General features: G+C 67.1%; 11 protein-coding genes. 4 read left to right on the top strand and 7 right to left on the bottom strand.

Annotated features, from left to right (window positions below; genetic code table 11):
• Positions 1-36: 36 nt before the first annotated feature.
• From ACZ5YA_RS17415 to ACZ5YA_RS17400, 4 genes are all read left to right on the top strand, one after another.
• Entirely contained in the window at positions 37-963 is a 927-nt protein-coding gene (locus ACZ5YA_RS17415; RefSeq protein ID WP_059371274.1) for a LysR family transcriptional regulator, read from the top strand.
• Between the two features lie 77 nt (positions 964-1,040).
• Entirely contained in the window at positions 1,041-2,456 is a 1,416-nt protein-coding gene (tcuA, locus tag ACZ5YA_RS17410) for an FAD-dependent tricarballylate dehydrogenase TcuA (protein WP_118931406.1), read from the top strand.
• Positions 2,443-3,672: a tricarballylate utilization 4Fe-4S protein TcuB gene (gene tcuB, locus ACZ5YA_RS17405; protein ID WP_280015783.1), complete on the top strand. Its 1,230-nt coding sequence runs from the start codon at positions 2,443-2,445 to the stop codon at positions 3,670-3,672. The genes tcuA and tcuB overlap by 14 nt, the downstream gene beginning before the upstream one ends.
• A gap of 73 nt (positions 3,673-3,745) precedes the next feature.
• Positions 3,746-4,723, top strand: coding sequence for a Bug family tripartite tricarboxylate transporter substrate binding protein (locus tag ACZ5YA_RS17400; RefSeq protein WP_118931439.1), 978 nt, complete (start codon positions 3,746-3,748; stop codon positions 4,721-4,723).
• Here ACZ5YA_RS17400 and ACZ5YA_RS17395 read toward each other — a convergent pair.
• From ACZ5YA_RS17395 to ACZ5YA_RS17365, 7 genes are all read right to left on the bottom strand, one after another.
• A complete protein-coding gene (locus ACZ5YA_RS17395; protein WP_464090962.1) occupies positions 4,720-7,164 on the bottom strand; it encodes a TonB-dependent siderophore receptor in 2,445 nt (814 codons plus the stop codon). The genes ACZ5YA_RS17400 and ACZ5YA_RS17395 overlap by 4 nt on opposite strands.
• A 104-nt stretch (positions 7,165-7,268) precedes the next feature.
• On the bottom strand, positions 7,269-8,246 hold the full coding sequence (locus ACZ5YA_RS17390) for a DUF4880 domain-containing protein (RefSeq protein WP_464090961.1): 978 nt from the start codon (positions 8,244-8,246) through the stop codon (positions 7,269-7,271).
• Complete coding sequence (locus tag ACZ5YA_RS17385) at positions 8,243-8,755, bottom strand: sigma-70 family RNA polymerase sigma factor (RefSeq protein WP_059371279.1); 513 nt, start codon at positions 8,753-8,755, stop codon at positions 8,243-8,245. Before ACZ5YA_RS17385 ends, ACZ5YA_RS17390 begins: the two co-directional genes overlap by 4 nt.
• A gap of 77 nt (positions 8,756-8,832) precedes the next feature.
• Positions 8,833-10,242, bottom strand: a complete 1,410-nt coding sequence (locus ACZ5YA_RS17380) for an aminotransferase-like domain-containing protein (protein ID WP_059371280.1) — start codon at positions 10,240-10,242, stop codon at positions 8,833-8,835.
• Between the two features lie 27 nt (positions 10,243-10,269).
• Complete coding sequence (locus ACZ5YA_RS17375) at positions 10,270-10,413, bottom strand: DUF2474 domain-containing protein (RefSeq protein WP_118931402.1); 144 nt, start codon at positions 10,411-10,413, stop codon at positions 10,270-10,272.
• Complete coding sequence (gene cydB / locus ACZ5YA_RS17370; protein ID WP_059371281.1) at positions 10,413-11,420, bottom strand: cytochrome d ubiquinol oxidase subunit II; 1,008 nt, start codon at positions 11,418-11,420, stop codon at positions 10,413-10,415. Before cydB ends, ACZ5YA_RS17375 begins: the two co-directional genes overlap by 1 nt.
• A 4-nt stretch (positions 11,421-11,424) precedes the next feature.
• Entirely contained in the window at positions 11,425-12,861 is a 1,437-nt protein-coding gene (locus tag ACZ5YA_RS17365) for a cytochrome ubiquinol oxidase subunit I (RefSeq protein WP_464090960.1), read from the bottom strand.
• Positions 12,862-13,014 lie beyond the last annotated feature (153 nt).

Below are 13,014 nucleotides of genomic sequence, written 5' to 3'. Positions count from 1 at the left end.
GGCCCTGTCATCCCTTACGGAAAGCCGGGGCCGCCCATGGAACTGCGCCAACTGCGTTACTTCGTCCGCGTCGTGGAGGCGGGCAGCATCGGCCGCGCCGCCCAGTCCATCGGCATGGTGACCTCGGCGCTCAGCCAGCAGATCAGCCGGCTGGAGGGCGAGCTGTCGACGCGGCTGCTGCGGCGCAGCGCCAGCGGCGTGGAGCCCACCGATGCGGGCCTGGCGTTCTTCCGCCAGGCGCAACTGGCGCTGCGCCACGCCGACGATGCCGTGCACGCGGCGCAGCAGGCCAGGCTGGCGGGCCACGTCAGCGTGGGCCTGCCTTCCACCACCGCCGCCATCCTCGGCGCGCCCTTCGTGCAGGCCATGAACGAGCGCTATCCCGACATCCGCCTGCATCTGGTCGAGGCGCTGTCGGGCCATCTGAGCGACATGCTCAATGGCCGCATGCTGGACCTGGCCATCGTGTTCCAGGCCGAATCCGCGCGCCGCTTGCGCGTGACGCCCTTGCTGGACGAGCCGCTGTTCCTGCTGGCGCGGCCGGACATGGCGGGTTTGCCTGCGGGCGAGAGCACGCGGATCGAGGCCATCGCGCATTTGCCGCTGGTGCTGCCCAGCGGACGCCATGGGCTGCGGGCGCTGGTCAACAACGCGTATCAGCAGTCGGGCCGCACGCCGCTGGTGGCGGTGGAAGTGGACGGCCTGCCGGTGCTGATGGACGTGGTGCAGCTGGGGCACGTGGCCACCATCCAGCCCAGTTCCGCCATGGCGCGGATCGCGCCGGGCCAACTGCACATGGCGCGCATCGACGACGCGCACCTGTACCGCCCCAATCTTTTGGCCAGCCTGTCCGAGGACGAGCTGTCGCCCGCGGCGCTGGCCGCGCGCCTGGTGCTGGCCGATGTGTCGCGCAGGCTGGCGCGCGAGGGCAAATGGCCGGTGGTGGCCCTTCACGATTCATGAAGACCTGTTGACGGCTGGCTGATATCGGCGGGCGCTCGCGCTCGCTACAGTTCGTTCCTTGGAAGAGGAACGATGGCATGGTCGACGTCTTGGTGGTGGGAGGGGGTAACGCGGCGCTGTGCGCGGCCCTGATGGCGCGCGAGGCCGGCGCCAGCGTGCTGCTGCTGGAAGCGGCGCCGCGCGAATGGCGCGGCGGCAATTCGCAGCACACGCGCAATCTGCGCTGCATGCACGATGCGCCGCAGGACGTGCTGGTCGAGGCCTATCCCGAGGAAGAATACTGGCAGGACCTGCTCAAGGTGACGGGCGGGCTGACCAACGAGCATCTGGCGCGGCTGGTCATCCGCGAGTCCTCCACCTGTCGCGACTGGATGCGCCGCCATGGCGTGAACTTCCAGCCGCCGCTGTCGGGCGCGCTGCACGTGGCGCGCACCAACGCGTTCTTCATGGGCGGCGGCAAGGCCCTGGTCAACGCCTACTACCGCAGCGCCGAGGCGCTGGGCGTGCGGATCCGCTACGACGCGCCGGTCGACTCGCTGGAGCTGGATGGCGGGCGCTTCGTGGCGGCGCGCATCGGCGATGAGCGCATCGAGGCGCGCGCCTGCGTGCTGGCGGCCGGCGGCTTCGAGTCCAACCGCGAGTGGCTGCGCGAGGCCTGGGGCCAGAACGAGCGCGGCGAATGGCCGGCCGACAATTTCCTGATCCGCGGCACGCGCTACAACATGGGCGTGCTGCTGAAGTTCATGCTGGACGCCGGCGCGGACAGCATCGGCGATCCGTCGCAGTCGCATTGCGTGGCCATCGACGCGCGCGCGCCGCTGTACGACGGCGGCATCTGCACGCGCATCGATTGTGTGTCCCTGGGCGTGGTGGTCAACCGCGAGGCGCGGCGCTTCTACGACGAGGGCGAGGACTTCTGGCCCAAGCGCTATGCCATCTGGGGCCGCCTGACGGCCATGCAGCCGGGCCAGATCGCCTATTCCATCATCGACGCCAAGGCCGTGGGCCGCTTCATGCCGCCGGTGTTTCCCGGCGTGCAGGCCGACACCTTGCCCGAACTGGCCGTGAAGCTGGGCCTGGATCCGGTGGTCTTCGAGCAAACCCTGAGCGACTACAACGCGGCCTGCCGTGTCGGCAAGTTCGACCATACGGCGCTGGACGACTGCCATACCGAGGGCCTGGCGCCGGCCAAGACGCACTGGGCGAGGCCCATCGACACGGCGCCGTTCTATGGCTATGCCTTGCGGCCCGGCATCACCTTTACCTACCTGGGCCTGAAGGTGGACGACACCGCCGCGGTCCGGTTCAACGACGTGCCCAGCGACAACCTGTTCGTCGCGGGCGAAATGATGGCCGGCAACGTGCTGGGCAAAGGCTATACGGCCGGGGTGGGCATGTCCATCGGCACGGCCTTCGGCCGCATCGCCGGCACCCGGGCCGCGGCAGCCGCGCGCGCCCGGCACAACGCGGAAGCACGACATGAAGCAGCTTGAAGCCCTGGCCCGCGAGGCCCAGTCCTTTTCCACGCCGCATGGCGAGGCAGCATCCGTCATGGCAGAGCAGCCGGTGCGCTGGCATGCCAAACAGGCCGAACTCCAGACGGATCTGCTGACGGGCGATGAAACCGAAGTCGCCCGCGTCATGCAGATCTGCAACGCCTGCCGCTATTGCGAAGGATTCTGCGCGGTGTTTCCCGCCATGACCCGCCGCCTGGAATTCGGCAAGGCCGACCTGAACTACCTGGCCAACCTGTGCCACAACTGCGGCGCCTGTCTGCACGCCTGCCAGTACGCGCCGCCGCATGAGTTCGCGGTGAACGTGCCGCAGGCCATGGCCCGCGTCCGGATGCAGACGTACACCGATTACGCCTGGCCCGCGGCGCTGGGCGCCCTGTATAAGCGCAATGGCCTGACCGTGTCGCTGGCTGCCGCTGCGGGCCTGGCGCTGTTTCTGACGCTGGCCGTGCTGATGGCGGGCGGCCTGTTCCATGAGCCCATGGCCGGCAACTTCTACGCGGTGTTCCCGCACAACACGCTGGCGCTGATGTTTGGCGTGGTGTTCGGCTTCGCGATGCTGGCGCTGGGCGTGGGCGTGACGCGCTTCTGGCGCAATGTCAGCCCGGGAGCGGCCACAGGCGCTGCGGTGGCGGAGGCGGCGCATGACGCCCTGCGGCTGCGTTATCTGGATGGCGGGCATGGCAAGGGCTGCAACAACGCGGACGACGCCTTCACCTTGTGGCGCCGGCGCTTCCATCACTTCACCTTCTACGGCTTCATGCTGTGTTTTGCCGCCACCAGCGTGGCCACGCTGTACCACTATGCGTTGGGCCTGCAGGCGCCGTATCCGTTCTGGAGCGCGCCGGTGCTGCTGGGCACGGCGGGCGGCATCGGCCTGCTGATCGGACCGGCGGGCTTGCTGTGGCTGAACCTCAAGCGCCATCCGCAGCAGGGCGACGCGGCGCAAAAGCCCATGGACCGCGGCTTCATCGCGCTGCTGTTCCTGACCAGCGCAACGGGCCTGGCCTTGCTGGCCGGCCGCGACGGCGGCGCGATGGCGCTGCTGCTGGCCATCCACCTGGGCGTGGTGATGGCGCTGTTCCTGACGCTGCCTTACGGCAAGTTCGCTCACGGCATCTACCGTTCGGCCGCGCTGCTGAAATGGGCCATCGAGAAACGCCAGCCCAACAAACTGCAGCTGGGCTCGGATTGAAGCACCGCGCAGCCGCGCGGCCATGACGGCGCCCGTCGACGGCGCCGCGACCGACAACATCCAGGAGACTTCAATGTTCCGCACTTCCTTGCTGGCGCGCGCCGCGCTGGCCGCCTGTCTGCTGCCGGCCTTGCCGGCGGCGCACGCCCAGTCTTTCCCCTCGAAGCCGATCACGTTGGTGGTGCCGCATTCCGCGGGCGGCACTTCGGACATCCTGGCACGCACCGTTGCGGCCGAGGCCGCCAAGACCTTGGGCCAGACTATCGTCATCGACAACAAGGGCGGCGCCAACGGCACCATCGCCGCCAAGCAGGTGGCCACGTCCGCGCCGGACGGCTACACGCTGCTCTTGGCCACCGCCAGCACGCACGGCATCAATCCGTCCTTGTATTCGCGGATTTCCTATGACGCGGTGAAGGACTTCACGCCCGTGACGCTGCTGGCCACGGTGCCCAACGTACTGGTGGTGGGCAAGCAGGTGCAAGCCGCCAATGTGCAGGAGCTGGTGTCCTACATCCGGTCGCAGGGCGACAAGATCAACATGGGCTCGGCCGGCGCGGGAACCCCCGGCCATCTGGCCGGCGAGATGTTCAAGAGCGCCGCCAAGCTCCAGTTCACGCACATCCCCTACAAGGGCGGCAGCCCCGCCATCACAGACCTGATCGGCGGGCAGATCGACTTCATGTTCACCACCATTCCCGGCGTGCTGCCGCATGTGAAGGCCGGCACGCTGCGCGCGCTGGCGGTCACCTCGCCGCAGCGTTCGCCCGCCATGCCGGATATTCCCACCATGGCGGAATCGGGCCTGCCCGGCTTTCAGGCCGTGTCCTGGCACGGCATCGTTGCGCCGGCCGGCACGCCGGACGCGGTGGTCGCCACGCTGAACCAGGCGCTGAGCGGGGCGCTGGCCGCTCCGGCCGTCAAGCAACGCCTGATGGAAGAGGGCGCGCAGGCCTCCAGCCTGAACACGGCGGCGTTCGGCGCCTTCATCCAGAGCGAGATCGCGGCCTGGGCCAAGGCGGTCAAGGATTCGGGCGCCACGGCCAACTAGAACTTGTAGCGCAGCTGCGCCAACACGTTGCGCGGCGCGCCGTAGTAGACGGAGTTGTAGTTGCCGATGCCGGAGTAGTAGGTCTTGTCCAGCACGTTGTTCAGGTTCACCGTCACGCGCAGGTCCTTGTTGAAGTCATAGGCCGCCATCAGGCCGAAAACGCCGTAGCTGTCCTGCGTGAAGCGGCGGTTGGCGCCATTGACGGTCTGCGAGAAATAGGTGCTTCCCTGCCAGAGCATGTTGCCGCCCACCGTCAGGCGGTGCCAGTCTCCCGGCAGGCGATAAGTGGTGGCAAGCTTGAACAACTGCTCGGGCTGGGTTGTGCTGACGCGTTCGCCTGCACGGTCGCGCGACCGGCTATAGGTGTAGCCGGCATGCAGTTGCCAGCCGGGCAGCAACTCGCCGGATACCTCCAGTTCGATGCCCCGGGTAGTTACGCCGGGTACGGCGATATAGGCGGTGCCGCCAGTGGGCGTCATGGCGCCGCTGGGATCCAGTTCGGCGACGTTGTCCTGCTTGAGCTGGAACAACGCGACGCTGGCGTTCAGGCGGCCGTCCAGGTATTCGCCCTTGGCTCCCACTTCCACGCTCTTGCCCGTCATGGGATCCAGCTGGCGATTGGATACGTCGAAGTTGAAGGCCTGCGGCTTGAACACGTCGGTGTAGCTGGCATAGACGGTGTGGTAAGCGTCCACATCGAATGTGACGCCGGCATACGGAATGAACTTGTTCTTCACATCGGTGCCATAGTTGCCGCGAAAGCCGCTGCTGAAGACGGAATTCTGTTCCCAGCGGTAGTCGGTCAGCCGTCCGCCCAGGATCAGCGCGAATCGGTCGGTGGGGTGTAGGACGGTGGCGCCGTAGAGGATCTTTTGCGATACCTCGATATCGTGGTCGAGCAGACGTTTGTAGACCGTGGGCTTGAAGCTGTTGTTGTTCCAGTTGAAGGCGTCTTTGATGATCGTGTCGCTCAGGCCGTCGTCGCGTCGCGACGTTGAGTGCGTGCGCGCGGCGTTGTAGCCGAACACCAGGTCATGGCGGCGGCCCAGCAGCGAGTACGTGCCGGAGGCCTGCACGTCCACGCTGTTCTCGCGCGAATCCGTATCGAACAGGCTGGCCTGGCCCAGGCTGTGGCTGATGCTGTGCGTCTTCGCGTCGATGAATGAACTGCCCATTCCGGCGATCAGCTCGCTGGAGGAATAATTCCGATGCCCCGCGGCCAGCTTCAGTTGCCAGTCGTTGTCGAAGGTATGCGTGACGTCGGCGAAGTAGCGGGTGGTCTCGTGATTGCGCCAAGTCCACTTGTCGGCGGGATTGGTCGAACGCGAGAAGCTCGCCTGCCGGCCGTCCGAGTAGAACGCGGGCAGGTGGATGTTGGATGAGGCGTCGTTCTTGTTTTTTTGATATTCGATACCCAGCGTTGCCGTGGTGCGCGGCGTAATGTCGGCTTCGACTATGCCGTAGAGCACGTCCTCGCGGGTTTTCGTGTACTCGATGAAGCTGGCGCTGTCGTTCACCGCGGCGATCATCCGGCCGCGGATCCTGCCGTTCTCGGCCAGCGAGCCGCCCAGGTCCAGTTCACCCCGGTACTGATCCCAGGACCCGGCGCCGGCGGTGACGCTGCCCTGGAATTCGCGGGTGGGCCGCTTGCGGATCAGGTTGATGACGCCCGAAGGATAGCCGGCGCCATTGACCAGGCCCGTGGCGCCCTTGAGGATCTCGACGCGGTCGTAGATGACCGAGCTGCTGATGCTGTAGTTGTCGCGTACGTTACCGCCGTCGCTGGACAGGCTGGGCAGGCCGTCGAACTGGAAATTCTGCAGCTGGAAGCCGCGGGAATAGAAAGCGTAGCCTTCGGAATTGCTGCGGCTGACGACGACGCCTGGCGCTTGCTCCAGCGCGCCGGCAACGGTGACGATGCCCTGGTCTTCCATCTGTTGGCGCGTGATGACCGTGACGGACTGCGGCGTTTCGCGCAATGACAAGCGCATGCGCGTGGCGGAGTTGGATTCGGGTACGGTATAGGAACCCGTGCCTTCGCTGGGCGGGATGAGGCTGCTGGCCGTGACCATGACCGGTTCCAGGGAGGTCACGGCGCCAGCTGGAGGCTGCAGACGCACGCTCAGCACCCCCGCAGGGGTGACGACGAGTTCCAGGCCTGTGCCCGCCAAGGCCTGCCGGGCCGCGGCTTCGGCGCTCAGCGAGCCGCGCACCGGCGCGGCTTGCTTGCCTGCGACAAGTTCGGCGTTCGCCGAGATGGTGCGGCCGCTATGCAGCGAAATCCGGCTCAGCGTGTCCGCCAGGGGCGCGGCTGGCAGGTCGTAGGACTGTGCGGCCAGATGCGCGGGGGCGGCGTCCTGCGCAATGGCGGACTGCGGCAGCGCGCAAGCGCTGAGGGCGACGGCGACTAGCGCTGCGCTGCGGCTCAAGGGGAAATTCATGATTCAAGATGTCCGGCAAAAGGAGATTTCGGTTGCGTCACAGGTAATGACGGATACCGGACCTCAATCCCCTCATCGCCGCGCGGGCCACGCGATTGTTTTTGTTATGCGGCGTCCACCAGCGTCAGCCATGGACCGTAGCGACGGACCTGTATCGGCAGGGTTTCGCTCAGGGCCAGCAGGGTCTGGCGCGGGGCGTCCAGCGGGAATACGCCGAATACGCGCAGCTCGGCGGCTTGCGGCGACAGGCGGATCACGCCGGGCTGATAGGCGCGCAACTGCTCTATCACTTCTGCCAGGCGGGCGTCGCGCACACTGAGGATGCCGCTGCGCCAGCTGGCCTGCGCGGCGCCGTCCCGTTGCCACGCGCGATTGTGGTCGAAGGCCGCGGTGCCGGTTTGCGGCAGCGTCAGGGCGGCGCCATGGTCGGGCTGCAGCGTAAGCATGTTCTCAAGGGCGCTGGCGACGGCGTAGGTATCGAACTGGTTCACAGCCAGATGCGATTGGCCGCCGGTCACGGCGCCGTACCGGGTTTGGACCACGAAGGGCCGTATGTCGGAGCGGGCCTCGGCATAGAGTCCGCCCTGGCGCAGCACGACGGTGCGGCGCAAGTCGTCATAGCGGACATCGACGGCCGAACGCGCGTTCAGCGTCAGCGTGGAACCGTCTTCCAGCGCGTAGGTCTGCCGTTCGCCGGTGCGGGTGGAATAGGTGGCGGACAGTCCGGCAAGCGGAATGTAGCGGTCGGCCATCAAGGCGCCGGCAGACACGCCGGAGAACAGCATCGCCAGCTTCAGCACGCGGCGTCTGTCCAACCCGCTGCTTTGCAGCAGGGCGGCCCGCGCGGCGCGGGCGGGACCGGGCGCCGCTTCTGCCGCTCCTCGCAACTGGGCCAGGGGCTGGCGCATGATGCCGTCCACCTCGGCCCAGGCGCGCGCGTTTTCCGGATGGCTGGCGAGCCAGCGCTCGAAGCGCTGGCGGTCGTGGTCCGTGGCCTTGCCGGATGTCAGCAGCACGATCCAGTCAACGGCGCGTTCCATCAGCGCGTCGCCGGCGGCGCGGGGCGCGGAGACACCGCTCATGCCAGATCGGCTGCGCGGCGCGAGGCGATGCAGTGCAGAAAGGCGCGCTTTACATGGCGCTCCACCGTCGCCAGCGACAGGCCCAAGGCCTGGGCAATGGCTGGGTGCGTCATTCCGTCCAGCCGGTTCAGCAGGAAGGCATGTTTGACCGGCACGGGAAGGCCGTCCAGCAGGCGATCGATCTCCATGACCGCCTGCTTCAGCATCAGCAGCGTCTCGGGGGATGCCATGACCGGCTCCGGCTCCTGCGACAGCGCCTGCAGGTAGCGGGCTTCGACATCGCGCGTGCGCCATAGGTCGATGGTGAGCCGGCGGGCCAGGGTCAGCAGGTAGGCGCGCGGTTCGGAAGGGACGACGGCGTTGGGCGAGACGAGGACGCGGAAGAACGTGTCTTGCGTGAGGTCGGCGGCGTCTGCGCGGTTGTTGACGCGCCGGTTCAACCAGCCTAGCAGCCAATCATGATGTTCCGCGTAAAGCCGGTGGACGTTCTGGTACGCGAGGGAGTCCATGGATGGCGAGGCGGTAAATGGGTGTTAATAAGAATAACACTCATTTATAACGTGAATCGCCGCCCAGGACAACGGGACTAGCCCGCCAGCAGCTTGCCCAGCGTCGCCATGCCTTGCTCCATCTCCGGATTCCAGGGATGCCCGCCGTTCAGACGCAGAAAATTGCCGAAGCCGCCGGATGCCGAGAACAGCGGGCCCGGCGCGATGCTGATGCCGTGTCCCAGCGCGGCGCGATGGACCTTGAGCGTGTCGATGTGCGCGGGCAGCTCCACCCACACAAAGTAGCCGCCCAGCGGCCGCGTGGCGCGCGTGCCCTTGGGGAAGTAGCGGGCGATGGCTTGCAGCAGTTCTCCTTGCTGCTGGGCCAGCGCCTGGCGGAATTGCCGCAGGTGGCGGTCGAAGCCGCCTTTTTCCAGATAGGCGGCAATGGCCGCCTGGGTCGGCGCGGCGGTCGCCAGGCTGGTGGTGAGCTTGTTGCGCATGATGCGGCGCGTGTAGCGGCCGGCGGCCACCCAGCCCACCCGGTAGCCCGGCGCCAGGGTCTTGGAGAACGAAGAGCAGTGCATGACGATGCCGTCGCGGTCGTAGGCCTTGGCCGGCCGCGGGCGTTGTTCGCCGAAATACAGCTCGCCGTAGACATCGTCTTCGATCAGCGCCACGTCGTGGCTGGCCAGCAGCCGCACCAGGGCTTCCTTCTTGTCGTCGGGCATGAGGCTGCCCAGCGGGTTCTGGAACGTGGTCATGAGCCAGCAGGCTTTGGGGCGGTGGCGCAGGATGGCCTGCTCCAGCGCCTGCAGGTCTATGCCTTCGCGCGGATGCGTGGCCACTTCGATGGCGTGCAGGTGATTGCGTTCCAGCGATTGCAGCGCGGCGTAGAAGGTGGGCGATTCCACGATGACCGCGTCGCCGGGCTCGGTGACTGCCGCCAGGCTGAGGTTCAGCGCGTCCAGCGCGCCGTTGGTGATGATGATGTCGTCCACCGGCACCGACATGCCATCGGCCAGGTAGCGCAGGGCGATGGCGCGGCGCAGGGCGGCATCGCCCGGACTGAGGTCGTCGATCGAGCCCCAGGGATCCAGGCGCTGCACCGTGGCTGCCATGAACTTCGCCAGGCGTCCGTAGGGCAGCAGCGAGGGGTTGGGAAAGGCCGAGCCGAAGGGCAGCATGTCGCGGCGCAGGGTGGCGTTAAGCACCTGCAGCACGTTGTCGCTGACGTCCACTGGATGGCGTCCTGCGCTGGCGCTGGACAGGCCGTCCAGCTCCGGCAGCGTGGCGTGCGGCGCGCGCAGCACGTAGTAGCCGGAGCGGTCGCGCGCGCGGATCAGGCCGCGCGCTTCCAACAGGTAATAGGCCTTGAACACCGTCGACGGGCTGACCCCGCGGCTGGCGCTGGTCTGCCGTACCGAGGGCAGGCGGTCGCCCGCCTGCAGCAGGCCCGATCGGATCGAGGCGGTGATTTCTTCTGTCAGCCGTTCATAGCGCTTCATGGGGCGGGTCCGTTTGCGTGGGTCGTTTCAGGTCGACATGCCGATGGATCTCATCACCAGGCGCAGCGCGTAGGCCGCAACGCCCAGGGCCGCGACACTGCATGCCCAGATCATCGCCAGCCAGAGCAGCCGGCTGCGCCACGTGGGCAGGGAGGGTTGGGAGCCGTTCATCAGTGGAACTCCTCGCCGAGACGCACCTTGCCCCGGAACACGTAGTACGACCAGGCGGTGTACATGAGAATAATCGGAATGATCGCCAGCGCTCCCACCAGCGCGAAGCCCAGGCTTTGTGGCGGCGCGGACGCGGTCCAGATGGATACGTCAGGCGGGATGATGGCGGGCCAGATGCTGATGCCCAGGCCGCTGTAGCCCAGGAACAGCAGCGCCAGCGACAGCACGAAGGGGCCGGCATTGGGCATGCCCTTGACGCGGCGGATGAGATCGAAGCCGGCCACGGCGACCAGCAGCGGCACCGGCAGGAACCAGAACATATTGGGCAGGCTGAACCAGCGCTGCGCGATCTGCGGTTGCGCCAAGGGCGTCCAGACGCTGAGCGCCGCGATCACGGCCAGCAGCAGCAGCGTGAGCGGACGGGCGATGTCGCACATGTGGCGGTGCAGGCGGCCCTCGGTCTTCATGATGAGCCAGGTGCAGCCCAGCAGCGCGTAGGCCACGACCAGTCCCGCGCCGGTGAAGAGCGAGAAGGGGCTGATCCAGTCCCAGGCGCCACCCTGGTAAGCGCGGTCCACCACCGGGATGCCTTCGATGTAGGCGCCCAGCGTCACGCCCTGGAAGAACGTGGCGCACACGGAGCCGAGCACGAAGGCGCGGTCCCACAGCGGGCGGTGATGCTCGTCCGCCTTGAAGCGGAATTCGAAGGCCACGCCGCGGAAGATCAGGCCCAGCAGCATGAACACCAGCGGCAGGTGCAGCGCGCTCAGGATCACCGAATAGGCCAGCGGGAACGCCGCCATCAGGCCTGCGCCGCCCAGCACCAGCCAGGTTTCGTTGCCGTCCCACACGGGCGCCACGGTGTTGACCATGACGTCGCGTTCCTCGCGGTCGGAGATCAGCGGAAAGAGGATGCCGATGCCCAGATCGAAGCCATCCATGATCACGTACATCATCACGCCGAACAGGATGATGACGGCCCATACCAGTGCAAGGTCGATGCCCATGGCCTCAGACTCCCGAATGCTTGCGTTGCGCGGGCTCGATGCCCGCCAGGGTGGAGGCGGCCGACAGCGGCCGCGACGGTTGGCGCGGTTCGCCCGGGCCGCCCGACAGCGGCGCGTGGCCGGGGGCGGGGCTGGGGCCCATGCGGATCAGGCGCAGCATGTACGAGACGCCGGCGCCGAACACCAGCAGGTACACCACCACGAACAGCGCCAGCGTCAGCGTCAGTTCGCCCAGGCCGTGCGGGGTGGCGGCGTCGGCGGTGCGCATGACGCCATACACCACCCAGGGCTGGCGGCCGATTTCCGTCACGTACCAGCCAGCCAGGATGGCGATCAGCCCGGACGGTCCCATCCACAACGCGAAGCGGTGCAGCCAGCGCGATTCGTACAGCCGGCCGCGCCAGCGCGACCAGGCCGCCCAGAGGGCCAGCGCGATCATCAGCATGCCCAGGCCCGCCATTACGCGGAACGACCAGAACACGGCCGTGGCGTTGGGCCGGTCTTCGGGCGGATAGGACTTCAGGCCGGGGAACTGGCCGTCCCAGCTGTGCGTGAGGATCAGGCTGCCCAGGCGCGGGATATTGACCGCGTAGCGCGTTTCCTCGCGCTCCATGTCGGGGATGCCGAACAGCGTCAGCGGCACGCCCGCGCCGGGCTCGTTTTCCCAATGGCCTTCGATGGCCGCGATCTTGGTGGGCTGGTGCTTGAGCGTGTTCAGGCCGTGGAAGTCGCCCACCACGGCTTGCAGCGGGGCCACCAGCAGCAGCATGCCCATCGCCATCGCGAACATCTTCTTCACGGCGGGGCTGCGATCGCCGCGCAGCATGTGCCAGGCGCCGGAGGCGCCCACCATCAGCGCGGTCGCCAGGAAGGCGGCGATGCCCATGTGCGCCAGGCGGTAGGGGAAGGACGGATTGAAGATCACGGCCAGCCAGTCCGTGGGCACCACGCGGCCGTCCAGGATTTCGTAGCCGGCGGGCGTCTGCATCCAGCTGTTGGACGCCAGGATCCAGGTGGCCGACACCAGCGTGCCCAGCGCCACCATCACGGTCGAGAAAAAGTGCAGGCCCGGCCCCACGCGCGACCAGCCGAACAGCATCACGCCCAGGAAGCCGGCTTCCAGGAAGAAGGCGGTCAGCACTTCGTAGGCCAGCAGGGGCCCGGTGACGCTGCCGGCGAAATCGGAGAAGAAGCTCCAGTTGGTGCCGAACTGATACGCCATCACCAGGCCGGACACCACGCCCATGCCGAAGTTGACGGCGAAGATCTTGGTCCAGAAATGGTAGAGGTCGCGGTAGACGGTATTGCGCGTGCGCAGCCACAGGCCTTCCAGCACGGCGAGGTAGCTGGCCAGGCCGATGGTGATGGCGGGGAAGATGATGTGAAACGAGATGGTGAAGCCGAACTGTATTCGGGCAAGCAATAGCGCGTCGCTATCCATGGCGGTATTCCTGACTTCTTCGCCAGCGCGCCTCAACCGCCACAAGACGGCGTGCGCTGACGGGTGTTTGACCTACACCGTGAAGTTAGAGCCGCAGCCTGGATCAGTACAGATTCAGAGAGTGAAGAAAAAAGCGGATCAGTTTGGGTGGCT

It is taken from the genome of Achromobacter sp. JCM 18799 (assembly GCF_055395645.1).
This window is presented reverse-complemented; position numbering and strand designations above follow the sequence as displayed.

Bases quoted from the DNA above. Each gene is read 5' to 3' on its own strand.
- ACZ5YA_RS17415 (WP_059371274.1), top strand. From the start codon at position 37: ATGGAACTGCGCCAACTGCGTTACTTCGTCCGCGTCGTGGAGGCGGGC.
- tcuA (WP_118931406.1), top strand. From the start codon at position 1,041: ATGGTCGACGTCTTGGTGGTGGGAGGGGGTAACGCGGCGCTGTGCGCG.
- tcuB (WP_280015783.1), top strand. From the start codon at position 2,443: ATGAAGCAGCTTGAAGCCCTGGCCCGCGAGGCCCAGTCCTTTTCCACG.
- ACZ5YA_RS17400 (WP_118931439.1), top strand. From the start codon at position 3,746: ATGTTCCGCACTTCCTTGCTGGCGCGCGCCGCGCTGGCCGCCTGTCTG.
- ACZ5YA_RS17395 (WP_464090962.1), bottom strand. From the start codon at position 7,164: ATGAATTTCCCCTTGAGCCGCAGCGCAGCGCTAGTCGCCGTCGCCCTC.
- ACZ5YA_RS17390 (WP_464090961.1), bottom strand. From the start codon at position 8,246: ATGAGCGGTGTCTCCGCGCCCCGCGCCGCCGGCGACGCGCTGATGGAA.
- ACZ5YA_RS17385 (WP_059371279.1), bottom strand. From the start codon at position 8,755: ATGGACTCCCTCGCGTACCAGAACGTCCACCGGCTTTACGCGGAACAT.
- ACZ5YA_RS17380 (WP_059371280.1), bottom strand. From the start codon at position 10,242: ATGAAGCGCTATGAACGGCTGACAGAAGAAATCACCGCCTCGATCCGA.
- ACZ5YA_RS17375 (WP_118931402.1), bottom strand. From the start codon at position 10,413: ATGAACGGCTCCCAACCCTCCCTGCCCACGTGGCGCAGCCGGCTGCTC.
- cydB (WP_059371281.1), bottom strand. From the start codon at position 11,420: ATGGGCATCGACCTTGCACTGGTATGGGCCGTCATCATCCTGTTCGGC.
- ACZ5YA_RS17365 (WP_464090960.1), bottom strand. From the start codon at position 12,861: ATGGATAGCGACGCGCTATTGCTTGCCCGAATACAGTTCGGCTTCACC.